The following is a 22411-nucleotide window of genomic DNA, read 5'->3' on the forward strand; positions in this document are numbered from 1 at the left end:
ACCTGTGCGGCGCGCCGGACTCATCGCTGGGAGCGCAGCTCGGGGAACTGGTCGTCGCGGAACTCCTCGGAGATCGACTGCCCCTCGTCGAAGGCCCGCTGCTCCCGGTCGCGCAGCTCGACCCGGCGGATCTTGCCTGAAATGGTCTTGGGCAGTTCGTAGAACTCGATCCGCCGCACCCGCAGGTAGGGCGCGAGGTGCTCGCGCGCGTACCCCAGGATGGACTTGGCGGTTTCGGCGTCCGGCTCATGACCGGCCGCGAGCGCGACGTAGGCCTTGGGCACTGCCAGCCGGGTCGGGTCGGGGGCGGGCACGACCGCGGCCTCGGCCACCGCCGGGTGCTCGATGAGCACCGACTCGAGCTCGAACGGCGACACCTTGTAGTCGCTGGCCTTGAACACGTCGTCGGTGCGCCCGATGTAGGTGATGTAGCCGTCCTCGTCACGCTGGGCGACGTCGCCGGTGTGGTAGTAACCACCCGCCATGGCCTCGGCCTGGCGTTCGTCGTCGCCGAGGTAGCCGGTCATGAGGTTGACCGGGTGCTGGCTGAGGTCGAGCACGATCTCACCCTCGTCGGCCGGCTCGTTCGTCAGCGGGTCGACGAGTGCCACCGGCACGCCGGGCATCGGCCGCCCCATCGACCCGGGCTTGAGCTGCTCACCGGCGATGTTGCCGATCTGCAGCGTCGTCTCGGTCTGGCCGTAGCCGTCGCGGATCGTCAGGCCCCACGCCTTCTCGACCTGGCTGATGACCTCGGGGTTGAGCGGCTCACCGGCGGCGAGCAGCTCCCGGAGCGCGCCTTTCCCTTCTGTCCCACCGAGATCCGCCTGGATGAGCATGCGCCACACGGTTGGTGGCGCGCAGAACGTCGTGACCTTCGCGCGCCGGATCTGCTCGAGCAGCGCGACCGCGTCGAAGCGCGTGTAGTTGTAGACGAAGATCGTCGCCTCGGCGATCCACGGTGCGAAGAAGCACGACCACGCGTGCTTGGCCCACCCGGGCGAGCTGATCGCGAGGTGCACGTCGCCCGGTCGCACCCCGATCCAGTACATCGTCGACAGGTGCCCGACGGGGTAGGACACCTGCGTGTGCTCGACGAGCTTGGGCTTGCTGGTCGTGCCCGACGTGAAGTAGAGCAGCAATGGATCCGCTGCGGCAGTAGTCGTTTCGAAGGGGTGACCTTCCACGGCATACGCATCGGCGTAGCTGTGCCAACCCTCGGCCGAGCCGACGACGACCCGCACGTAGTCGCCGGGCACCTCGTCGAACTTCGCTGCGTCGCTCTCGCCGACCACCACCGCTCGGGCACCACCGCGGTCGACGCGGTCGCGCAGGTCTGCCGGCCCGAGCGCCGCCGTCGTCGGCATCACGATGGCCCCCAGCTTGAAGACGGCGAGCATGGTCTCCCACAGCTCGACCTGGTTGCCGAGCATGAGCAGCACCCGGTCGCCCTTGCCGACGCCCAGCGACTCGAGCCACGTGGCGACCTGGTCGGAGCGCTGCACCAGCTCGTCGAACGTCAGCTTCTGCTCGGAGCCGTCCTCCTCGACGATCCACAGCCCGGTCGCGTCGTTGCCGCGCGCGAACGCGTCGAACCAGTCGATCGCCCAGTTGAACCGCTCCCCCACGTCGGGCCAACGGAACTCGCGCACCGCGTCGTCGTGTCTGCCCGCGAGGGAAACGAGGGTGTCACGTGCTTCCCGGTATGCCGTGGTGCTGGGTGAGGGTGCGCTGGTCGCCGAGGATGCCATGCACCGACCCTGCTACGACTGACCGATCTCGGCAAGGAGTTCGGTGAACCAGCCCACGGTCGGGTCGAAGGCCTTGCCGCCCTTGATCCGGTCGAACTCGATCGCGCGCAGCTCGTCGCCACGCTCCTCGTCCTGGCCCACGACGCCGGCGTCGCCGCGCAGGGCCGCGTCGACGGCATACGTCGTGCACTCCTTGATCAGCGCGAGGTCGGCGGCGTTCGCCGCGGCCGACCGCGAGAAGTAGCCGCTCTTCTGCACCAGCACCTTGTCCGCGCCCAGCTGCTCGGCGAACTGCTTGGCGAACCACTGGCCCGGGTTGACCTTGTCGAGCTGCACGTGGCCGAACGGGTCGCGCGGCACGTCCTGCCCGTCGGCCTCCATCGCCGCGACGATCTCGGCGACGCCGGCGCCCTCGGAGATGAACAGGTTGACGCCGTCGTGTTCGTCCATGATGGCGCGCAACCGCCCGGCCTCGGCGGCGATGTCGAACGGGCGCTCCGGCACGAAGACCCCGTGGACGTCCCACGTGATCGGCGAGTTCTCAAGCCAGTCAGCGAAATCGGCGCCCTTGACCCAGTCGTGGTGGGCACGCGCCGTGGCCGCCGTGAGCCAGCCACAGTTGCGGCCCATGACCTCGTGGACGATGAGCATGCGCGGGTTGGCCGAGTGCTCGGCGATGACGTTGCGCGCGAAGATCGCACCCTGCTCGGCGGCCGTCCACGCCCCCAGCGACTGGCGGATCGGGATGACGTCGTTGTCGATGGTCTTGGGCAGGCCGACCACCGTGAGCTCGTAGTCGTTGCGACCCAGGTATGCCGCGAGGTCGGCCGCGGTGCCGTTGGTGTCGTCGCCGCCGATGGTGTGCAGCACGTCGACGCCGTCCTTCGTCAGCTGCTCGGCGGCCACCTGCAACGGGTCCTGGCCGGCCTGCACGAGCCCACGCTGCACGAGGTCGTCGACGTTGGTTAGCTTGACCCGGCTGTTGCCGATGGGACTGCCTCCGAACGCGTGCAGCTTGTGCGCGTTCGCACGCACCGCATCGGTGACCTCCACCGAGTCGCCGGTGAGCAACCCGGCATACCCATTGCGGTAGGCGAGGATCCGCACGTCGGGTGCGACCTCGGTGTAGCGCTCGATCAGCCCGCCGACGGCGGACGACAGGCAGGGGGCGAGCCCACCAGCGGTGAGCAGGGCAACGGTCTGGACAGCCACGGGTTCCACTCTGCCGCACCCAGGCCGCGGCCCGCTGCCCCAGTCCCAGATGTCGTCAGCTGGAGCAGGGGCGCGCCACGGTCGGCGTGACCGGCTTGGGCCGCGGCGGCAGCGGTGGCACGTCGGCTTCCGGCACGAGCTCGGTGAACTTGTTGCCGATCACGAGGTCGACGGAGGCGTCGGCACGGGCGTCCTTGACCAGCTCGGCGTCGGGCACGTGACCCTTGAGCAGTGCGGCGTTCAGGTCACCCCGCTCGCCGTAGCGGATGACCGCCGTGCCCAGCTGCATGGTGCGCAGCGGGTCGTTGGCGACGTCCTTGACCTTGAAGCCGCGCGCCTTGACCTGGTCGGCGACCGTCTTGGCGAAACCGGTCTTCCACGTCGTGTTGTAGACGTTGACCGTCACCTCGGACGGGATCGGCGCCAGCCGCGGCGGCACCGGGACCATCTCCTTGTAGCCGAGCCCGACGACGACGTCGACCGAGGTCCCGTCGCGACCGTCCTCGAAGAGCTTGGCTCCGGGGATCTGGCTCTGTGCGAGCAGCGCCTGGTCGAGCCCCTTGGGGCCGTAGTGGACGACGGCCGGCTGGGTGACGTACCAGGACTTGGGCGCGTTGCTGATGCCGACGATCTTGAAGCCGCGCTTGCCGAGCCCGGCGGCGACCTCGGACGCCACGCCCTGCTTGCCGGTGGCGTTCATGACGTTGACGGTGAAGGAGCTGCGCGCCGGGGCCGGCACGACGTCGGGCGTGCATGCGGGCTTGGGCGGGGGCGGGGTGAGCAGGCCGCTGGAGTATGCCGCGGTGATGCTCGCGGTGCCCAGGAGGACTCCCGGGATGGTCACGAAGAGGAGGATCTGGCGCAGTCGCTTCTTGCGCCAGATCTGGATCGGTGTGAGGTTCTCGTCCTTCATGTCGGCCCCCATTGAGCTTCGCGTCCTTCGAGTCACAATCGTCACATCAGTCACAGCAGTAACGCCGGCGTGGCGCGCCGCAATTCCGGTTCGTCACCGAGTCGTGACGCTTCCGTGCCCCCGCACCCCGCACCCCGTACTCAGGCCGTGACGAGCTCACGGGCCACGAGCTCGGCGACCTGCACCATGTTGAGGGCGCCGCCCTTGCGCAGGTTGTCACCGCAGATGAAGAAGTCGAGGGTGTTGGGGAAGTCCAGCGCCTGCCGCAGCCGGCCGGCGAACCGCGGGTCCGACCCGACCGCGTCGGTGGGAGTCGGGAACTCCAGGCTCTCGGGGTCGTCGAGCACCACCACGGCGGGGGCCTCGATCAGCGCCTGCCGGGCCTTCTCGAGGTCGATCCGCCGGGCGAAGGTGGCGTGAACGGCGACCGAGTGGCTGGTCACCACCGGCACGCGCACGCAGGTCGCGGAGACCTTGAGCTCGGGCAACCCGAGCACCTTGCGGGTCTCGCCCCGGATCTTGAGCTCCTCGGTGGTCCAGCCGTCCTCGTCGGCGCGACCGATCCACGGCACCACGTTGAGCGCCAACGGCGCGGGGAACGGCGAGTCCTCCCCCAGCTCGGACTCGATGAGGCGGCGGACGTCACCGGGCTGGTGACCCAGCTCGCGGTGCCCGGCCACGACCTCGAGCTCGTCGAAGAGCCGCGCCATCCCGACCCGGCCCGCACCGGAGGCCGCCTGGTAGGACGCGACCACCAGCTCGGTCAGCTCCCACCCGGCGTGCAGCACGCCCAGGGCGTCGATCATGGTGAGCACGGTGGCCCCCGGGTTGGCGATGATTCCCTTGGGGCGGTTGCGGATCTGTGCGGGGTTGACCTCGGGGACGACCAGCGGGATGTCCGGGTCGCTACGCAGCGCCGAGCTGTTGTCGATGACCACGGCACCACGGTCGGCCGCGATCGGCGCCCACGCGGCTGCCACGTCAGCGGGCAGATCGACCAGGGCGATGTCCACCCCGTCGAAGAACGCGGGGGTGAGCTGCTGCACCTCCACCGTGCGGCCGAGGACGGTCAGCACCGTGCCGACGTCCTCTGGTGCGGCACAGGCCCGCACCTCGCCCCAGATGTCCTCGCGCATGGCCAGGACCTGCTGGGTCACCCGCCCGACCGCGCCCGTCGCACCCACCAGGGCGAGGGTCGGACGCGCGCCGGACGAGGCGAGTGAGGTCACCGCCCGGTGCCTCCGTAGACCACGGCCTCTCCCTCGGACGAGTCGAGCCCGAAGGCGGTGTGGACGGCGCGCACGGCATCGTCGAGCACCTCGGAGCGGGTCACGACGGAGATGCGGATCTCGGAGGTGGAGATCATCTCGATGTTGACGCCGGAGTCGGCGAGCGCCTTGAAGAACGTCGCCGAGACACCGGGGTGCGAGCGCATGCCCGCACCGACGAGCGACAGCTTGCCGATCTGGTCGTCGTACTGCAGCGAGGCGAACCCGACCGAGCCCTGCACCTTCTTCAACGCGTCAAGTGCGGTGCGGCCGTCGGACTTGGGCAGCGTGAACGAGATGTCGGTCAGACCCGTCTCCGTCGCGGAGACGTTCTGCACGATCATGTCGATGTTGACCTCGGCGTCGGCCAGGGTCTGGAAGATCTCGGCGGCCTTGCCGGTCTGGTCGGGCACGCCGACGACGGTGATCTTGGCTTCGCTGCGGTCGTGGGCGACACCGGCGATGATCGGGGCTTCCACGGTGTCTCCTTCGGGGTGGTCCGTGACGATGGTGCCCTCCTTCGCTGAGAAGGAGCTGCGGACGTGGATCGGGATGTCGAAGCGGCGGGCGTACTCGACGCTGCGCAGGTGCAGCACCTTCGAGCCGGAGGCGGCGAGCTCGAGCATCTCCTCGTTGGTGATGGTCGAGATCTTCCGGGCCGTCGGGACCACGCGCGGGTCGGCGGTGAAGACACCGTCGACGTCTGTGTAGATCTCGCACACGTCGGCCTTCAGGGCGGCTGCGAGTGCAACCGCGGTCGTGTCGGTGCCACCGCGACCGAGCGTGGTGATCTCCTTGGTGTCCTGGCTGACGCCCTGGAAGCCGGCGACGATCACGATGTGGCCCTTGTCGAGCGCCTCGGTCACGCGACCCGGGGTCACGTCGATGATGCGCGCCTTGCCGTGGCTCGCGTCGGTGATGACGCCGGCCTGGCTGCCGGTGAACGACCGCACGGAGTAGCCGAGGTCGTGGATCGCCATGGCCACCAACGCCATCGAGATGCGCTCACCCGCCGTGAGCAGCATGTCCATCTCGCGCGGCGGCGGCTGCGGGCTGACCTCGTTGGCGAGGTCGAGCAGCTCGTCGGTGCTGTCACCCATGGCCGACACAGCGACACAGACGTCGTTGCCGGCGCGCTTGGCCTCGGCGATCCGGCGAGCCACCCGCTTGATGCTGGCCGCGTCGGCAAGCGACGAGCCGCCGTACTTCTGGACGACGATCGGCACGGTGGAACTCCCGGTGGTGGCGCGGTGGGTGCGGCGCGGTCAGTCTAACGGTGGCTCACCTGCCGAGACGCACCGGTCGTATGCCGGACGGCGCGCGTGCGCCCCGCCCCTCACCTTCCCCGCGCTGCCGCCGGACTTGCTGCCCGTCAGGTGCGACCCTGGCCGATCTTGGGGGCGCGGTGGCACCTCACGAGCAGCAAGCCGAAGGCGTCAGGGGTGGAGCGCGTCGAACTCGGCCTTCGCCCGCCCCTCTCGCCGAAGGTGCCGCCGCTCCCTCGTACACGGTGCCGAGACCCTCCGACCTCGACCGTGCCGAACCCGTTCGAAACCCCGACCAGGCGACCACCGATGGGTCAGGAAGAAGGGCTCGCGCCTAAGGGTGGAGCGCGTCGAACTCGGCCTCGGAGATGGTCTCCTCGTCGGCGTCGAGCCGGATGTGGCCGAGCAGCGACTGCAGCGCCCGCAGGGCGGCGGCCGCCCGCTCGCCCCAGTCGGAGAGGTAGCTGAACTGCCACCACCACAGGGCCTCGGTGATGCGGCCCTCGTCGTAGTGGCGCAGGCCGTGCGCGAGGGCACCGGCCACGCCGGCGACGTCGCTCGAGATGGAGCCGGTGGTCAGCTCGGTGGAGGTCAGCGGGTCGACCAGGTCGGCGTACTCGTCGAGGCCCTCGAAGAGGTTGGCGATGCCAGTGCGCAGCGGGTCGAGCTCGGGGTCGACGATGTCCGGCTCGAACCGCTCGGTGGGCACGACGTCCTCGATCGCCCCGAGCCGGGCGCCCATGACGAGCACCTGCGACAGGGCGAGCAGCGTCATCGGGATCGCGGCGTCGGGTGCCGAACCGGACGCCACCTCCGTCACGGTGCCGAGGTAGGCGCGCGCGTCCTCGGCGGAGACCTCCGCGAGCCGGGCCAGGTCGTCGGACATGTCAGACATCCAACAGCCTCCGGCCCTCGAACGCACGACCAAGGGTGACCTCGTCGGCATACTCCAGGTCGCCACCGACCGGCAGGCCGGACGCGAGCCGCGTGACCTTGATGCCCATGGTGCGCAGGAGTCGCGCGAGGTAGCTGGCGGTCGCCTCGCCCTCGAGGTTGGGGTCGGTGGCGATGATGACCTCGGTGACCTCGCCGGACGCGAGGCGGGTCATGAGCTCCTTGATCCGCAAGTCGTCTGGGCCGACGCCTTCGATCGGGCTGATCGCGCCGCCCAGCACGTGGTAGCGGCCGCGGAACTCGCGGGTGCGCTCGATGGCGACGACGTCCTTGGGCTCCTCGACCACACAGATCGAGGTGCCGTCACGACGCGGGTCGGCGCAGATCTTGCACTGCTCAGCCTCCGCGACGTTGCCGCAGGTCTCGCAGAACCGCACCTTGACCTTGACCTCGGTCAGGGCGTCGACCAGCCGCTTCACGTCGACCGAGTCGGCCTGCAGCAGGTGGAACGCGATCCGCTGCGCGCTCTTGGGGCCGACACCGGGCAGCCGCCCCAGCTCGTCGATCAGGTCCTGGACCACGCCTTCGTACACCCGATGAGCGTACGTCCTCGGTCCGACGGCAACCGCGCCCCCACGCGGGACCAGCGCCGGGATCAGCCCTCGTCGATGACCTTGCCGCCGAGGATGCGCTCGATGACGGGCCGCCCGACGTCGCCGAGCTCCTCGATCTCCTCGTCGTCGTCACTCACCACGCTGTCGTCGGCGACGTGCTTGGGTGCGTCGGGTGGCGACTCGGCCGCGACCTGGGCCTGGGCCCGTGCGAGCGGTGAGGCGACGGGGGCCGGGCTCGCCGACCCGGCCGCCTCGGCGGGGTCGGGCGCCGCCCACGAGGGGCCGCTGTCGGGTGCCGAGGGCGCGTCGGCCCAGCTGCCGCTGCTGCCGTCGGCGCCGGCCGTCGGCGTCGAGGGCACGCCCACGTCGGGTATGCCGCCGCCCGCGGCTCGCGGACCCGCGTCACCGCCCGCTCGGGGGGCGTCACCGGACTGGCCACCGCTGGACTGGCCGCCGCGCGGGCTGGTGTCCTCGGGACGGACCACGGGGTGCGACTCACCGGACGGCCTGGAGGCGTTCGCATCGGGCACGGGGATGCCCTCGACCCGCGCCTCGACGCCGAGCACGTCGATCAGCGCCTGCCGCACCAGGTCGGCGTGCGGGCCGTTGCGGAACGTCTGCGCGATGCCGACGGTCGAGATCGCCAGGGTGACCTTCGACCCGTCGTAGTCGTGCACCTGGGCGTGCTCGGACAACAGGGTCCAGGTCGTGCGCTTGTGCTTGAAGATCCAGCCGAGGATGTCCGGCCAGGACCGCCGGATCGCCGCGGTGTCGATGCCGCCGGTGGCACGCGCAGGCTCGGCAGCGGCGGCCGCCGGCTCGAATTCGCCTGCCGCACTGGCGGATTCGTCGACCGTGTCGGACGGGACGCTGTCGCCGTGGGCGTGTGCGTAGTCCTCCGCCTGCTCGCGCATCGCCTGCGGGTCCGGTCGCTCGGCGACCGGTTCGCCGACCGCAGCGACGTCGCCGGCCGGGACTTCGGCGGGCTCAGAGGTAGACCGCGTGGCCGGCTCGGACGCGCCGGACGACGCACGCTCCTGCGGCTCGGGGGCCCGGGCCGGACCAGACGCCGGCTCACCCTGGGGCGCCGCTGCCGGTGCGGCGGCGGGCGACGGTTGCGACTGCCGTGGTTCGGGATGCTGGGCGCGCGCGGCCGGGGCCGAGGTCGCGGTGCCCGCCCGGGTGACGGAGGGGACGCCCTCGACGTCGAGGCGACGTTCGATGCGATCGAGCCGCGCGGCATACCCGGTCTCGCCGGAGGCGGCGGGGATGAGCACCCGCGCGCAGATCAGCTCGAGCTGGAGCCTCGGCGCGGTGGCGCCGGTCATCTCGGTGAGGCCGGCGTTGACGATGTCGGCCGCGCGCGAGAGCGCCCCGCCGCCGAACGCCGCGGCCTGCTGGCGCATCCGCTCGAGCTGGTCCTCGGGCAGGCCGCGCAGCACCGACGAGGCGCCGTCGGGCACGGCCGCGACGACGATGAGGTCACGCAGCCGCTCGAGAAGGTCCTCGACGAAGCGGCGCGGGTCGAGCCCGGTCTCGATGACCCGGTCGACCTGGTGAAACACGCCTGCGGCGTCACCGGCAGCGAACGCGTCGATGATCGCGTCGAGCAGCTCGGCATCGGTGAAGCCCAGCAGCGCCGCGGCCGACTCGTAGGTGAGCCCCTCGTCGCCCGACCCCGCGATGAGCTGGTCGAGCACCGACAGGGAGTCACGCACCGAGCCACCACCAGCGCGCGTCACGAACGACAGCACGCCCGGGGCGACGGTGACGCCCTCCTGGTCGCACAGCTTCTGCATGTAGTCGGTGAGCTGACCGGGCGGCACCAGCCGGAACGGGTAGTGGTGGGTGCGGCTGCGGATCGTGCCGATGACCTTCTCGGGCTCGGTCGTCGCGAACACGAACTTCACGTGCTCGGGCGGCTCCTCGACGATCTTGAGCAGCGCGTTGAAGCCCTGCGGCGTGACCATGTGCGCCTCGTCGATGATGTAGACCTTGAACCGGCTCTGGGCCGGGCCATAGCTCGCCCGCTCACGCAGGTCACGCGCGTCGTCGACACCACCGTGGCTGGCCGCGTCGATCTCGATGACGTCGACGCTGCCGGGGCCGCCGCGGGCGAGCGCGACACACGAGTCGCAGGTGCCGCACGGCACGTCGGTGGGGCCCTGCTCGCAGTTGAGACAGCGGGCCAGGATGCGGGCGCTGGTCGTCTTGCCGCAGCCGCGCGGGCCGGAGAAGAGATAGGCGTGGTTGACGCGCCCCGTGCGCAGCGCCTGCATGAGCGGCTCGGTGACGTGCTCCTGCCCGATGACGTCGGCGAAGGACTCGGGCCGGTAGCGGCGGTAGAGGGCGGTGCTCACCTCGTGAACCCTAGTCGGGCCTCGTGACAGCCGGTATGCCGTGTGCCCGCCGTGTGGACGACCCTCTCGACCGCTCCGGCGCGGGCGGGCGTCAGGCGACCACGCGGCATACGGCCGGGTTGTGGCGAAACCGGCAGGAATGAACCTGCCGCAGGCCGACCGAGGTGCATTCCTGCCACTTCCGGCACATCCCGCCGCGCGACGGCGGGCAGACACACGAGGACACCCCGCGTACCTGGAAGAGCTCTCCTACCCTTGCTGCATTCCTGCCCTGGGGGAGTTCGGAGAGGTACCACCACGCGGGGTGCCGGCTGCAGTCTAAGGGGCGCGCGACACCAGCGACGAATCCGCACGGGAAGAAGTGCGGCCCCAGTCTCGTCAGGGCCTCGGGATCACCACGCCGCCGGTGAGGCGGGACACCTCCGCCGCCGCGAGCCCGCCGAGGATGCCCACGACCAGCTGCACGGCGAACCCCTCCCAGCCGGACCAGCGTCGCCGACGCGGGACCGCCCCGCTCTCGGCGCCGACCGCTTCAGGGGCACGCGGGCGCAGGAGCTCGCCCACGGCATACGCCACCACGCCCCAACCCCACAGCAGGCCGAGCACCCAGAACCAGAACCAGCGCGTCCCCCGCGTCGGCACCGGTCCGCCGATGATCGCGAGCAGGGTGACCAGCCCGAGCGCCAGGGCCACCGCCTGTCCGGCGTCGCTGGGTCCGTCGAGGGCGGTGTTGGGCGGGACGTCCGCCTGGTGCAGCGCGGCGATGCGTTCCTCGACGGGCACGGAGTAGTCGTCGACGATGCGGATGCGGCCGATGGGGTTGTCGGTCCAGTACATGACCGTGATCGAGCCTGCGTCCTCGACCGGCGGGAGGAGCCGACCGGACGCGTCCGTTGCCGGTATGTCGTAGTCGATGGGGTCCTCGGCCCAGCGGCCGTAGCCGCCGCGGACGTTGGACACGGCCCGGAACGCCACGATGTCGCCCGCCTCGAGGTCCGTGGTGAACTGCTTCACGGAAACCTCACGCGCCTGGGTGACGTAGGTGACGGTGGCCCACGCGAGCCAGCCGCCGATGAGCAGGGCGGCGAGCAGCGGTCGCCCGACGCGCCGGACGCGGGCACGTCGGTCGCGGGGTGCGGGCGCGCGCGACACGGCCGTGTGCGTCAACTGCGGCGTCCCCGGCTCCCCCACCATGGCTCGAGTGTGGCACCGGTGACCGGGCCGTGGGGAGGCTTTGCGACCATGGATGCTCGTTCTTGCCGAGCCTTTGTGCCGAGCCCTTCGGAGGGGTCATGTCGCCGCAGTCGTTGTTCCGCCGGGTCGCGATCGCCGAGGCGGTGACGTGGGCGCTACTGCTGATCGGCATGTTCCTCAAGTACGTCACGAGGACCACCGAGCTCGGCGTGCGGATCTTCGGGATGGCACACGGCGTCGTCTTCATCGCCTACTGCCTGGCGGTGTTGTTCGTCGCGGTGAACCAGCGCTGGTCGGCGCGCATCGTGCTGCTCGGGTTGGTGAGCGCGGTGCCGCCGTTCATGACGGTGTGGTTCGACCGGTATGCCGAGCGGCGGGGTCTGCTCGCGGGTGGCTGGCGGTTGGTGGCCGGTGGGGAGACGCCCCGGTCAGCGCCCGAGCGGGTGCAAGCGTGGATGCTGCGTCGGCCGGGTCTGGCCGTCGTGGTGGCGGTGGTCGCGGTGGCGGCGCTGACGGGCCTGGCACTGGCGGTCGGCCCGCCCGTGCCGGCGAAGAGCTGACGGATTTCTTCGGGCACTTGGCCGTCGGGTAGCCTCCTCCGCGGAGGATTCGCATAGTGGCCTAGTGCGCACGCTTGGAAAGCGTGTTGAGTGAAAGCTCTCAGGGGTTCGAATCCCCTATCCTCCGCCACATGAGATGGGCCCCGAGCTTGCGAGGGGCCCTTTCTCATGTGCGGAGATAGGCGATGACGGGAGGAGGAGCGGGCGGCGAGGAACGAGCCGACCGCAACGACGGCTCCCCTATCCTCCGCCAAAAGACATGGCCCCCAAGCTTGCGCGGGGGCCTTTGTCGTTGGCGAGTGGATAGGTGATGACGGGAGGAGGAGCGGGCGGCGAGGAACGAGCCGACCGCAACGACGGCTCCCCTATCCTCCGCCGTGACTCACCCGACTTCGGGCCACAGCGGCTCGACCAACCTCGCAACACCGACCCTGGGCGGCCCGAAGTGAACCCACCACCGGACTTCGGGCCACAGCGGCTCGACGCGGCCCACCACACCAACCCTCAGCGGCCCGAAGTCGGGGACGGCACGAAAGCGGGGTATGCCGCGTCCCCCTGCGCCGCGGCATACCCCACCGTCGTGGGCGCCTCAGGGCGGTGGCGCGGACGTGGTCTTGAGGGCGACGGCGACGGATCCGTCGGCGGCCGCGAGCGCGGCCCGGGCGGTGGCGGCGTCGATGTCGGCGAGCAGCGACAGCAGCGCCGGCTTCAGCTCGCCGTCGGCGGCGTCGAGTGCCGTGCGTGCGGTGGTCTCGTCGGCGCCGCTGGCTTCCTGCAGGATGCGCACGACGCGGCCGCGGAGCTTGGCGTTGGTGGCGACGACGTCGACCATGAGGTTGGACCAGGTGCGGCCGAGCCGGATCATGAGCGTGGTCGAGAACGCGTTGAGGACGAGCTTCTGCGCGGTCCCGGCCTTGAGGCGGGTCGAGCCGGTGAGCACCTCGGGCCCGGTGTTGGGGGCGATCAGCACGTCGGCCAGGGGTGAGAGCTCGGCGTCGGGGTTGGACGTCACGAGCGCGGTGACGGCGCCGACCTCGCGGGCGCAGGCGAGCGCGCCGCCGACGTAGGGGGTGCGACCGGAGGCGGTGAGCCCGATGACGATGTCGCCGGGGCGCACCTCGGCGGCGTCGGCGCGGCCCTGCACGTCGTCGTCCTCGACATTCTCGACCGCGCGCAGCAACGCCTCGGGCCCGCCGGCGTGGTGCGCGACGACGAGGCCCTCGGGCATGTTGAACGTCGGCAGCAGCTCGGCGGCGTCGAGGACGGCGAGGCGACCGGAGGTGCCTGCCCCGAAGTAGTGGATGACCCCACCGGCCCGCACCGCTTCGACGGCCCGGTCGACGAGCAGAGCCAGCTCGGGCAGCGTCTCGGCCACGGCCGGCGCGACCAGGGCGTCGTCGGCGTTGATGCGACGAAGGATGCCGAGGGTGTCCTCGGTGTCGATGCCGGCCGTGTCGGGGTGGCGCTGCTCGGTCGGTGCGCTCACACTCACGTCACTGGTCACGCTGTGAGGTTAGTTTCCTACATGTATGCCGTCAACGACGTGAATGAGTAACGCTGACTGTGGGCGTGGTCGCCGTCGGCGACGACCCACCAGCCCGACGAGGACCCGGCTGCTCAGGTGCGCACGTGGTGGCTCGACACGGCGTCCCGGGTCTCCTGCACCGCCTTGCGCGCCCGCGACAGATTCCGTTGTGCCACAGCGAGATACAAGCAGTCCACCACGGTGAGGGCCGCGATCCGGCTGGCCGTGGCGCCCGAGCGGAGGCTGGTCTCGCGCGCGGCGGTCGACAGGACGAGGTCAGCCTTCGAGGCCAGTGGTGACACGGGGAAGTTCGTGATCGCGACGGTCGTGGCGCCACGCGACTGGGCTGCCTCGAGGGCCTCGATCGTCTCCTTGGTGGTGCCGGAGTGCGACAGTCCGATGGCCACGTCGCCCTTGCCGAGCAGCGTGGCGCTGGTGAGGGCGATGTGCGGGTCGTTCCACACGAAGGCGACGACACCGATGCGATGGAGCTTCTGCTGCAGGTCGATACCCACGATGGCGCTGGCCGCGATGCCGTAGATGTCGACCCGCTTGGCCGAGCCGATCGCCTGGGCTGCCGCGGCGAGGGCGTCGTGGTCGAGCTGCTGGGCCGTCTCCTCGACGGCGCTGGAGTCCGCGAAGGCGACCTTGGCGACGATGTCCGCGATGGTGTCCTTGGCGCTGATGTCGGTGTCCTGCGCCTTGGCCAAGCGGGGCTGGACACTGGCCTCGGCCAGCCGGAGCCGCAGCTGCGGGTAGCCCCGCAGGCCGAGTCTCCGACAGAACCGCAGCACCGTCGTCTCCGAGGTGTCGGCGGCGGTCGCCAGCTCGCTGATCGTCAGGTCCGCGGCGGCACCCGGGTCGGCCAGGACGCGTTCGGCGACGCGGTCCTCGGCGGGAGACAGGGATGGCCGGATGCCCCGAAGGCGAACCAGGAGCGGGACGGAGGAGTCAGTGGCTGACTCGTCGGCGGCAGACATGGGGACACCGTAGACCCCACGGTGGCGCCGACCTCGTAGATCGGCGCCACCGAAAGGATCGCTGCGGCTGCTACCGCGTGGCGGGCGTCCAGCCCTGGGCGGTCAGCGTGCTCGGGTCCTTCTCGGAGTCGAGCAGTGCGCCACCGGTCGTCGCCACCTTGATGGCGTCGACGTAGACGCCGCGGCCGAGGTAGAGCGCGTCGGTGGTGTAGCGCCAGCGCAGCTGCTGGGTGCCGGGTGCCAGGTCGGCGTTCGCCTGGGTCCACAACCGCTCTCCTGCACCGGACACCGTGCCCTTGTCCGCGGTGGTCGTCGTGCCGCGGTCACGCACCGTGAACGGCTGCGGCTCCCACGTCCGGCCGCCGGCGGTCGACCGCTCCAGGACGAGCAGGTCCGTCTCCTCGGTGTCGAGGAAGAGGTCGAACGACAGCCGCGCCCCGGAGGCCGGCACATCGAGCGCGGCTGTCGTCAGCGTGGTGGTCGCGTTGTTGGTGGCACCGCCGAACCAGGCGGTCGCCCCCTTGGACGGCCGCACCGCCATCGCCTGCGCCAGTCCGCCCGCCCACTCGCGGCGGGCCGGGTTGTTGCTGCCCCAGTTCCGGGACGGGTGGACGCGGTTGGTGAGCAGGATGGCGAACGACCTCGATGCGAAGTCGATGACGATCGACGTCCCGGTGTAGCCCGTGTGCCCGGCGGTGCGGGGACCGGAGAGGGCGTCCATGTACCACCGCTGGTCGAGCTCGAACCCGAGCCCGTGGGAGTCACCGGGGAAGGCGGTGTTGAAGTTGGTGATGAGGGAGTCGACGCTCTTGCGCGTGAGGACCCGGTTGCCCTTGTAGGTGCCACCGTTGAGCAAGGCCTGCGAGAGCACCGCGAGGTCCTGCGCCGTGGAGAAGACCCCGGCGTGACCGGCGACCCCGCCGAGCGACCACGCGTTCTCGTCGTGCACCTCGCCCCAGACCATGCCGCGCGGCGGCGATGCCTGGTACTCGGTGGCGGCGGTCCGCTCCTTGTTCGTCGGGTTGTAGCCCGTGTCCTTCATCCCCAAGGGCTTCGTGATGCGTTCTGCCACAACGCGATCCAGCGGCTCACCCCGAAGGCGCTCGACCATGACACCGAGGGTGATCATGTTGAGGTCGCTGTAGAGGTAGGTGCTGCCCGGCTCGTTGACGGGCGGCTGGTCCATGACGGCCTTGATCCGCGACTCCTTGTCCGGGTACTTGCTCCACAGCGGCAGCCAGGCCGGGAAGCCGGACGTGTGGGTGAGCAGCATGCGCACCGTCACGTTCTCCTTGCCGCCTGCGGCGAACTCGGGGAGGTATGCCGCGACAGGGGCTTCCAGGTCGACCTTCCCCTCCTCGATGAGCTGGACGACGGCGATGGAGGTGAACAGCTTGGAGACCGAGGCGAGGTCGAAGATCGTGTCGTCCTGCATGGGCACCCACTGGTCCCGCGGGAGCTCCTGGGTCTCCGTCGCGTAGCGCAGCGCGTAGCCGCTCGTGTGCCTCGCGGCGATCTTGCCGTCGTGGCCCATGACGGCGACCGCTCCGGCATACATCGGCTTGCCACCGGGAGGGGCCGTCTCGTGGCTGCGCACCAGCTCGCTGGCCCTCGCGATCGGCGCCGGGTCGAGGCCGACGGACTGCGGGCTCGCGTCACGCAGCACGGTGTTCGCGGGCATGTAGCCCATCCTCGGCTTGCTGAAGTCCTCGGCGCTGGCCGGGCCGGCCATGACCACCCCGCTCACCATCGTGGCGGCCACCGTGGCCGTCACCCATGCGGACCTGCGTCCAGTTCGCATCGTGTCTCCCCTTCGTCAGTTCGCTGGTCCGCGATAGATGAGGTACTGCTGGCGCCGCGCGTCGAACGCGGCGAGCTCGGCCTTCCAGGCGCCGATGACCTCGTCGGCCGAGGCGCCTGCGGTGATCTGGTCGCGCAGGCGGGTCGAGCCCGAGAGCTTGTCGATCCAGTAGGGCCGCTGGGGGTCGTAGCTGTCGTAGCGCCACTGGAAGTCCGAGTAGAGCGACTTGGCCGCCACGAGCACCTCGACCGCGACCCGCAAAGGGTCGAACGTCGCAGTGTCGGTGATGTGCACCTGGACGCCGCCACACACGAGGTTGGCGTGCTTGTTGAACGTCGGCGTGAAGTAGGCCTCGCGGAAGCCCACGCCCGAAATCCCGCGCCCCGCAAGGCGTTCCGCCCACTTGTAGTCGACGTAGGGAGCGCCGATCAGCTCGAACGGCCGCGTCGTCCCACGCCCCTCGGACAGGTTCGTCCCCTCGAACATCCCCGTGCCCGGGTAGACCAGCGCGGTGTCCGGTGTCGGCATGTTGGGACTTGGCATGACCCAGGGAAGGCCCGTCGCGGCATACACGACATCGCGGCGCCAGCCACTCATCTCGACCACGGTGAGGTCGCGCAGGCGCCCGCCCGCGTCGGCCGGCAGGAACTCCGCGTCGAAGAAGCGCGCGAGCTCGCCGACACTCATGCCGTGCGCCTGGACGATCTCCTTGGCCCCGACGCCGGAGGTGTATGCCGTCGTCATCATCGGTCCGCGCGCGGTGCCACCCGTGGGGTTGGGCCGGTCGAGGACGACGAAGCGCGCGTCCGTGGCGACGGCGGCGCGCATCGCCGTGTACATCGTCCAGATGTAGGTGTAGAAGCGCGCCCCGGCGTCCTGGATGTCGAAGACGACGGTCTCGACGCCCGCCTTGCGGAAGAGGTCGGTCATCTTCGTCACGCCCGCGCCGTAGGCGTCGTAGACGGTGAGGCCGGTGCGCGGGTCGGTCGTGGTGCCCTCCGAGCCACCCGCCTGGGCGGTGCCGCGGAAGCCGTGCTCGGGCCCGAAGACGCCGACGATGTCGACCGTGCCGGCCTCGTGCATCTCGTCGACGATCGAGCGCAGGTTGGTCAGGATTCCGGTGGGGTTGGTGATGATTCCGACCTTCTGGCCGCGCAGCTCGCTCCACCCCTTGGCGGCCTGGACCTCGGCACCCGTGGTGACCTTGCGGGACGGGTAGTTGGTGGCCGCGGGCGTCCCAGCAGCATTGGCGGCCGCGGCAGCGGCCGGGACGGCCAGCGCGGAAACCCCTGCTGCAGTGAGCAGTTGGCGACGGTTGAGGGCGGACATGCGGATCTCCTCCGGTGGGCGGGATGGTCAGGGCGCGGTGGTGCGCGGCAGCACGGGCTCGAGCACCGCACGGCGACCGCCGGTGGCGCTCGTGGACACGTCGGGCCGGGGCAGGAGCAGAAGGGGGCCGCACCCGATGGGTTTGGACATGACGCCTCCAGCGACGTGAACGATTCACAAACTTCGTCCTAGTCGCGCAACTTACCTACATCTCCGGGGTCCGGCAACAGATGACCGGGTATGCCGCGTGGCCGCCTCCCCGACCGGCCCTCAGGCCCCGAACGGGCCCAGGGCCACGAACACCTTCCGTGAGGGTTCGAGCGTCTCCCACACCCCGCTGAACCCACGCGGCACGAAGAACGCCTCACCGGCGCCGAACTCGCGGCGCCGGCCGTCCTCGTCGACCAGGGCCACTCGGCCCTCGAGCATCACGCACACCTCGTCGTAGGGGTAGTCGGGCAGCCGCAGCGTCCCGGTCGAGCCCTCCCACATGCCGCCGTAGAAGCGGCCGCCCGCCTCGTCGCCGAAGCTGCGCCACTCGGTCTCCGCCCACTCCGCACTGGCCTCGCCGGGCGGCCACACCGGTGAGACGGGTTCGCCCACCCCGATGGCGATGTCGCGGACGTCGTCGACGCTCACTGGTCGTCCCCTTCCCCAGCCGGCCGGCCGGCATACCGCCGGAGCACGGTGTGGGTGATGGCCTCCGTGTAGGGGTCGCGCAACCGCAACCCGTTGACCCACTCGGTGCTGCCGGCACAGAACACCTCGCCGTCGCCACGCGTGAAGGACGCGATCATCCCGGAGCCGTAGTTCTCGCCCTGGAACCGGTCCGGGACGTCCTGGCCGAACATCGCCTCCACGAGGCCGCCCCACTCGGCGACGGGCGCGCCGAGCGGAACCGTTCCGCCCCAGCGGTCGATCTCGCCGCGGGTGGCCGGCGCCATCGCGACGATCTCGAGGTTGTCCGGCGCGCCGTCACTCCCGGTCGCCACCGGCAACCCGCGGTGCATCGTGAAGTCCGCGCCGTCCACCTCGAACGCCGCGACGCACACCGGCGCGGCGCCGAACACGTCGCCGTAACCCAGGTCGGTGTCGGCGAGCGACCAGTGGTTCGGCCGGTAGATCGTGAACCCTCCTGAGGCGCGCGATGCCGCTGAGCCGTAACGGATGTAGCACCCGGAGAGCCCGGACAGGCCGAACGTCGAGCCGGGCGGCCGCTGCAGGCCCGGCGCGTCCCACGCCGTCGTGACCAACGTGGGGTCGCTGTCGCGCAGCGGGTCCAGAGCCGGGTCCTTGTAGCAGGCCTGGGTGTGTCCGTCGTCCTCGATCCGCACCTGCCAGACGAAGTTGCCGCCGAACCGCGCCACCCGCCCGCCGCCGTCGACATAGGCGTCGACGACGTCCCTCATCTCGCGCGACCAGTACTCGTCGTGGCCGACGAAGACCACGCAGCGGTAGCCGTCGAGGGCGCTCGGGTCGTGGTGGAGGTCGTGCTGGGTGAGGTAGTCGAGCCGGTAGCCGTGTTCTTGCGCCCAGACGACGAAATGCCTTTCGTACGTGGCCCAGAACGCGTCGGCGTGGTGCCGTGAGAAGCCGTGCACCATGGCCCACTCGTATGCCGGGTGGCGGGGCAGCTCTCCCGGCTCTGGCGTGTGCGGGTTGGCGCTGCGTGGCGCGGTGTCGGGCTTGCGGAGCATGCCCCGCGCCACGGGACGCTGCACAGCCGAGAGCGGCGTCGGGATGTCCGTGTAGGGGTCGTCACCGAGACCGCGGTAGTGGTTGGCGCCGCCCCAGTCGTTGTAGGCGAGCAGGGTGGAGGTGGTCAGGACCAGCGCGATCGGCGCCGGCTCGGCGTCGGCGGCCCGGCGCACGACGGCGAAGTGCTCTCCCTCGTAACGCCTTCCGTCGCGCTCCATCCCGACGACGATGAGGTAGAAGCCGCTCTCCCACCCGTCGGTCTCGATGGTGAGGGCGACCGGCCAACGACACCCCACGGCATACGCGTCGTCGGGGGTCTCGTGCGCCTGGCCCGGCAGCCCCTCGGCGCGGAACACCTCGCGCGGCCGGGCGCCGTCGAGCATCACGCTGACGTCGTAGGTGTCCGCCGTCGTGTGGACGTGAAGGTCGATCGGGTCACCGGGTGAGTAGGCGAACTCGTCTGTGTAGCACCAGATTTCGGGCTGCTGCGGGTCGCCTGACGGCCGTTCGATGGGAAATCCGGGGATCGACCAGGCGTAGCGGGGAGCGGAAGTCACGAGTAGGTCTCCAGGGCGAGTTCGGTGCGGTCACGGTCATCGAGCTGGCCGGCGGACACCGGTCCGACGCTGGCGCCGCGGACGGCGCCGACGACAGCCGCCACCACCAGGGGAACCATGATGAGCAGGTTGCCACCGACTCCGAGAGCCGTCAGCAGGGACAGCTTTGCGCAGACCAGCACGAGCACCGCCAGGAGCGCGATGGCGGACAACGCAGGGGCCACCAGCCGGTGCCACGCGGACTCGCCGCGGGGGTTGCGACGGAAGAAGACGACCACCGCGATGCTCGTTGCGATCTGCAGCACCAGCACGGCCACCAGCGTCGGGGTGTTGGTCCAGATCACGACCTGGAGGTAGGGGTCGAACCCGCCGACGGCAAAGGCGGCGATGGCTACGAACACGATCACGGTCTGCACGACCACGGCCGTCGCGGGGCTGCCGGTGCGGGGGTGCGACCGCCCGAGGGCACGCGGGAGCAGCCCGTCCCGGCCGAGGGCGAAGAGGTAGCGCGAGCTGGCGTTCTGCAGCGCCAGCACACCGGCGAAGAAGCTCGTCACGATGAGCACCTGGAGCACGTCGGTGGCGGCCGTGCCGAGGTACTGCGTGTTGACGTCGAAGACCACGGCCGACAGGTCGCCGGCGAGAACCTTCTCGAGGTTGCTGGCCCCGATGCCCATGAGGATCATCCACGAGATGAACGTGTAGACCACCGCGAGCAGCACGACCGCCACATAGGTGGCGCGGGGCACCGCCGTGCGCGGGTCGTCGCACTCCTCGCTGTAGACGGCGGTCTGCTCGAAGCCGATGTAGACGATGAAGGTGAGGACGAACAGCGGCCCGAGCGCCGACAGGGTCCAGCTGCCGGGGTTGAAGCCCGCCAATGACAACCCGTCCGGGGCGCCCTTGACGAGGATGGCCGCGGCGAGCACGAAGAGGATGCCGATCTCAGCGACGAGCAGCACGGCCAGCACCCGGGCACCGACCTCGACCTTGGCGTAGGCCAGGGCGCCGACCGCGAGCGCGATGACGAGGGCGCAGATCCCCCACGACACCTTCGCACCGGTCACCAGCTCGACCAGGTTGCTCGCGAAGAGGCCCGCTGCGGCACAGAACCCGATCTGCCCGAGGGCGTACCCGGCATACGCCAGGAGCGCGGCGGCCCCACCCGGGACGGCGCCGAGGCCCGCCCGGATGTAGCCGTAGAAGGCGCCGGTGTTGCGCACGTGCCGGCTGATCGTGGTGAAGCCGACCGCGAACAGCAGGTAGACCAGGCCGGCGACGAGGTAGCCGACGGGCGCGGTCTGGCCGCCGACGAGGAAGGCGAGCGGCGCGAAGCCGGCCAGCACCGTCAGCGGCGCAGCTGCGGCGACGACGAAGAAGACGAGGTGGCCGGTGCGGACGCTGCCGGCTCGCAGGCCGGTGGCCTCGGTGGTGGGGTTGCTCATGACTGGTCCTGTCCTGACGTCGTTGTCGGGGAGGTGGGTGCGGAGGTCGGCTCGGAGGACTGGCGCCCTCCGGCGTGGAGCGCGTTGACGGCGAGCACCGACAACAGCTCGTAGGCCACGTGGGCGGCGGCGATGCCGGTGATCTCGGCGTGGTCGTAGGGCGGGCTGACCTCGACGAGGTCGGCGCCGACCAGCTGAGCCCCGACGAGCCCGCGCAGGGTGCCGAGCAGCTCGCGGGAGGTGAGCCCGCCGGCTTCCGGGGTGCCGGTGCCGGGGGCGTGGGCGGGGTCGAGGACGTCGATGTCGACCGAGACGTATGCCGGGCCGTCGCCGAGGCGCCGCCGCATCGCCTCCACGACACCGGATATCCCGAGGGTCTCGTAGTCGTCGGAGGTGGTGACCCGGAAGCCGAGGGCCTCGTCGCTCGTGAGGTCGCTGGCGGCATACAACGGCCCCCGGGTGCCGATGTGCAGGCAGCGGCGCGGGTCGAGCAGGCCCTCCTCGGCCGCGCGCCGGAACGGTGTGCCATGGGTGACGGGGGCGCCGAAGTAGGTGTCCCACGTGTCGAGGTGGGCGTCGAAGTGGACGACGCCGATGGGTCCGTGCCTGCGGGCGGCGGCACGCAGGAGGGGCAGGGCGATGGTGTGGTCGCCCCCGATGGTGAGCAGGGTCGTGTCCGCGTCGGCGAAGGAGTTGGCGGCGGACTCGATGGCGACGACGGCGTCGTCGATCGAGAACGGGTTGACCGCGAGGTCGCCCGCGTCCGCGACCTGGTGCACCCCGAACGGCTCGACGCGCAGCGCCGGGTTGTAGGGACGGATCAGCTTGGAGGCGGCACGCACGTGGGCGGGCCCGAACCGGGCGCCGGGTCGGTAGCTCACACCCGCGTCGAACGGAACCCCGAGCACCGCCACCGCGGCCCGGTCCACCTCGTCGAGCCGCGGCAGCCGCGCGAACGTGTCGGGGCCCGCGAACCGGGGAACGGCGGACCCGTCCACCGGACCGCGCGGTGCGGTGGTGCCGTCGTGGGTTCCGCTCATGGATC

General features: G+C 70.8%; 19 protein-coding genes, 1 tRNA gene and 1 other RNA gene. 2 read left to right on the forward strand and 19 right to left on the reverse strand.

Annotated features, from left to right (window positions below; genetic code table 11):
• Positions 1 to 20 precede the first annotated feature (20 nt).
• The 10 genes from HJG52_RS14400 to HJG52_RS14445 all read right to left on the reverse strand — a co-directional run bounded on the left by HJG52_RS14400 (position 21) and on the right by HJG52_RS14445 (position 11471).
• Positions 21 to 1751, reverse strand: a complete 1731-nt coding sequence (locus HJG52_RS14400) for an AMP-binding protein (RefSeq protein WP_171244321.1) — start codon at positions 1749 to 1751, stop codon at positions 21 to 23.
• A 12-nt stretch (positions 1752 to 1763) separates the two neighbouring features.
• A complete protein-coding gene (locus HJG52_RS14405) occupies positions 1764 to 2963 on the reverse strand; it encodes a pyrophosphate--fructose-6-phosphate 1-phosphotransferase (protein ID WP_171244322.1) in 1200 nt (399 codons plus the stop codon).
• A gap of 55 nt (positions 2964 to 3018) precedes the next feature.
• Entirely contained in the window at positions 3019 to 3876 is an 858-nt protein-coding gene (locus tag HJG52_RS14410; protein ID WP_171244323.1) for a LytR C-terminal domain-containing protein, read from the reverse strand.
• Positions 3877 to 4016: 140 nt separating this feature from the next.
• Positions 4017 to 5105: an aspartate-semialdehyde dehydrogenase gene (locus tag HJG52_RS14415; RefSeq protein WP_171244324.1), complete on the reverse strand. Its 1089-nt coding sequence runs from the start codon at positions 5103 to 5105 to the stop codon at positions 4017 to 4019.
• Positions 5102 to 6370 carry an aspartate kinase gene (locus HJG52_RS14420; RefSeq protein ID WP_171244325.1) on the reverse strand — a complete coding sequence of 423 codons (1269 nt, stop codon included), beginning with the start codon at positions 6368 to 6370 and terminating at the stop codon, positions 5102 to 5104. The genes HJG52_RS14415 and HJG52_RS14420 overlap by 4 nt, the downstream gene beginning before the upstream one ends.
• A gap of 373 nt (positions 6371 to 6743) precedes the next feature.
• Positions 6744 to 7304: a DUF5063 domain-containing protein gene (locus HJG52_RS14425; RefSeq protein ID WP_430413351.1), complete on the reverse strand. Its 561-nt coding sequence runs from the start codon at positions 7302 to 7304 to the stop codon at positions 6744 to 6746.
• Complete coding sequence (gene recR / locus HJG52_RS14430) at positions 7297 to 7896, reverse strand: recombination mediator RecR (RefSeq protein ID WP_171244326.1); 600 nt, start codon at positions 7894 to 7896, stop codon at positions 7297 to 7299. Before recR ends, HJG52_RS14425 begins: the two co-directional genes overlap by 8 nt.
• Before the next feature lie 62 nt (positions 7897 to 7958).
• Positions 7959 to 10277, reverse strand: a complete 2319-nt coding sequence (locus HJG52_RS14435; RefSeq protein WP_171244327.1) for a DNA polymerase III subunit gamma and tau — start codon at positions 10275 to 10277, stop codon at positions 7959 to 7961.
• A gap of 215 nt (positions 10278 to 10492) precedes the next feature.
• Positions 10493 to 10589, reverse strand: an RNA gene (gene ffs, locus HJG52_RS14440) — signal recognition particle sRNA small type.
• A 66-nt stretch (positions 10590 to 10655) separates the two neighbouring features.
• The gene (locus tag HJG52_RS14445; RefSeq protein WP_171244328.1) at positions 10656 to 11471 is read right to left on the reverse strand and encodes a hypothetical protein; all 816 of its coding nucleotides are present in this window, start codon (positions 11469 to 11471) and stop codon (positions 10656 to 10658) included.
• A gap of 98 nt (positions 11472 to 11569) precedes the next feature.
• Between HJG52_RS14445 and HJG52_RS14450 the strand changes: the two genes are divergently transcribed.
• A complete protein-coding gene (locus tag HJG52_RS14450) occupies positions 11570 to 12031 on the forward strand; it encodes a DUF3817 domain-containing protein (RefSeq protein WP_171244329.1) in 462 nt (153 codons plus the stop codon).
• A gap of 42 nt (positions 12032 to 12073) precedes the next feature.
• Positions 12074 to 12161: transfer RNA gene (locus HJG52_RS14455), tRNA-Ser, on the forward strand.
• 459 nt (positions 12162 to 12620) lie between these two features.
• On the opposite strand, the gene HJG52_RS14460 is transcribed toward HJG52_RS14455, so the two are convergent.
• The 9 genes from HJG52_RS14460 to speB form a co-directional block, all read right to left on the reverse strand.
• Positions 12621 to 13535, reverse strand: a complete 915-nt coding sequence (locus HJG52_RS14460; protein ID WP_171244330.1) for an N-acetylmuramic acid 6-phosphate etherase — start codon at positions 13533 to 13535, stop codon at positions 12621 to 12623.
• A 113-nt stretch (positions 13536 to 13648) separates the two neighbouring features.
• Positions 13649 to 14536 carry a MurR/RpiR family transcriptional regulator gene (locus HJG52_RS14465; RefSeq protein ID WP_171244331.1) on the reverse strand — a complete coding sequence of 296 codons (888 nt, stop codon included), beginning with the start codon at positions 14534 to 14536 and terminating at the stop codon, positions 13649 to 13651.
• Between the two features lie 70 nt (positions 14537 to 14606).
• On the reverse strand, positions 14607 to 16337 hold the full coding sequence (locus HJG52_RS14470) for a serine hydrolase domain-containing protein (protein ID WP_171244332.1): 1731 nt from the start codon (positions 16335 to 16337) through the stop codon (positions 14607 to 14609).
• Positions 16338 to 16352: 15 nt separating this feature from the next.
• Positions 16353 to 17666, reverse strand: a complete 1314-nt coding sequence (locus HJG52_RS14475; RefSeq protein ID WP_171244333.1) for an exo-beta-N-acetylmuramidase NamZ family protein — start codon at positions 17664 to 17666, stop codon at positions 16353 to 16355.
• Between the two features lie 27 nt (positions 17667 to 17693).
• Positions 17694 to 17816: a hypothetical protein gene (locus HJG52_RS21350; protein WP_277352164.1), complete on the reverse strand. Its 123-nt coding sequence runs from the start codon at positions 17814 to 17816 to the stop codon at positions 17694 to 17696.
• Positions 17817 to 17936: 120 nt separating this feature from the next.
• On the reverse strand, positions 17937 to 18305 hold the full coding sequence (locus tag HJG52_RS21355; protein ID WP_206070846.1) for a cupin domain-containing protein: 369 nt from the start codon (positions 18303 to 18305) through the stop codon (positions 17937 to 17939).
• On the reverse strand, positions 18302 to 19921 hold the full coding sequence (locus HJG52_RS21720) for a N,N-dimethylformamidase beta subunit family domain-containing protein (RefSeq protein ID WP_171244334.1): 1620 nt from the start codon (positions 19919 to 19921) through the stop codon (positions 18302 to 18304). The genes HJG52_RS21355 and HJG52_RS21720 overlap by 4 nt, the downstream gene beginning before the upstream one ends.
• The gene (locus HJG52_RS14490; protein ID WP_171244335.1) at positions 19918 to 21366 is read right to left on the reverse strand and encodes an APC family permease; all 1449 of its coding nucleotides are present in this window, start codon (positions 21364 to 21366) and stop codon (positions 19918 to 19920) included. The genes HJG52_RS21720 and HJG52_RS14490 overlap by 4 nt, the downstream gene beginning before the upstream one ends.
• On the reverse strand, positions 21363 to 22406 hold the full coding sequence (gene speB / locus HJG52_RS14495) for an agmatinase (RefSeq protein WP_171244336.1): 1044 nt from the start codon (positions 22404 to 22406) through the stop codon (positions 21363 to 21365). The genes HJG52_RS14490 and speB overlap by 4 nt, the downstream gene beginning before the upstream one ends.
• Between the last annotated feature and the right edge of the window lie 5 nt (positions 22407 to 22411).

The organism is Knoellia koreensis, assembly GCF_013041615.1.
Taxonomy (GTDB): Bacteria; Actinomycetota; Actinomycetes; order Actinomycetales; family Dermatophilaceae; genus Pedococcus; species Pedococcus koreensis.

Excerpts from the sequence above, each read along its gene's own strand:
- HJG52_RS14400 (WP_171244321.1), bottom strand. The coding sequence starts at position 1,751 with ATGGCATCCTCGGCGACCAGCGCACCCTCACCCAGCACCACGGCATAC.
- HJG52_RS14465 (WP_171244331.1), bottom strand. The coding sequence starts at position 14,536 with ATGTCTGCCGCCGACGAGTCAGCCACTGACTCCTCCGTCCCGCTCCTG.
- HJG52_RS14450 (WP_171244329.1), top strand. The coding sequence starts at position 11,570 with ATGTCGCCGCAGTCGTTGTTCCGCCGGGTCGCGATCGCCGAGGCGGTG.
- HJG52_RS14470 (WP_171244332.1), bottom strand. The coding sequence starts at position 16,337 with ATGCGAACTGGACGCAGGTCCGCATGGGTGACGGCCACGGTGGCCGCC.
- HJG52_RS14445 (WP_171244328.1), bottom strand. The coding sequence starts at position 11,471 with ATGGTGGGGGAGCCGGGGACGCCGCAGTTGACGCACACGGCCGTGTCG.
- HJG52_RS14410 (WP_171244323.1), bottom strand. The coding sequence starts at position 3,876 with ATGAAGGACGAGAACCTCACACCGATCCAGATCTGGCGCAAGAAGCGA.
- HJG52_RS21350 (WP_277352164.1), bottom strand. The coding sequence starts at position 17,816 with ATGTCCAAACCCATCGGGTGCGGCCCCCTTCTGCTCCTGCCCCGGCCC.
- HJG52_RS14475 (WP_171244333.1), bottom strand. The coding sequence starts at position 17,666 with ATGTCCGCCCTCAACCGTCGCCAACTGCTCACTGCAGCAGGGGTTTCC.
- HJG52_RS14490 (WP_171244335.1), bottom strand. The coding sequence starts at position 21,366 with ATGAGCAACCCCACCACCGAGGCCACCGGCCTGCGAGCCGGCAGCGTC.
- HJG52_RS14425 (WP_430413351.1), bottom strand. The coding sequence starts at position 7,304 with ATGTCTGACATGTCCGACGACCTGGCCCGGCTCGCGGAGGTCTCCGCC.
- speB (WP_171244336.1), bottom strand. The coding sequence starts at position 22,406 with ATGAGCGGAACCCACGACGGCACCACCGCACCGCGCGGTCCGGTGGAC.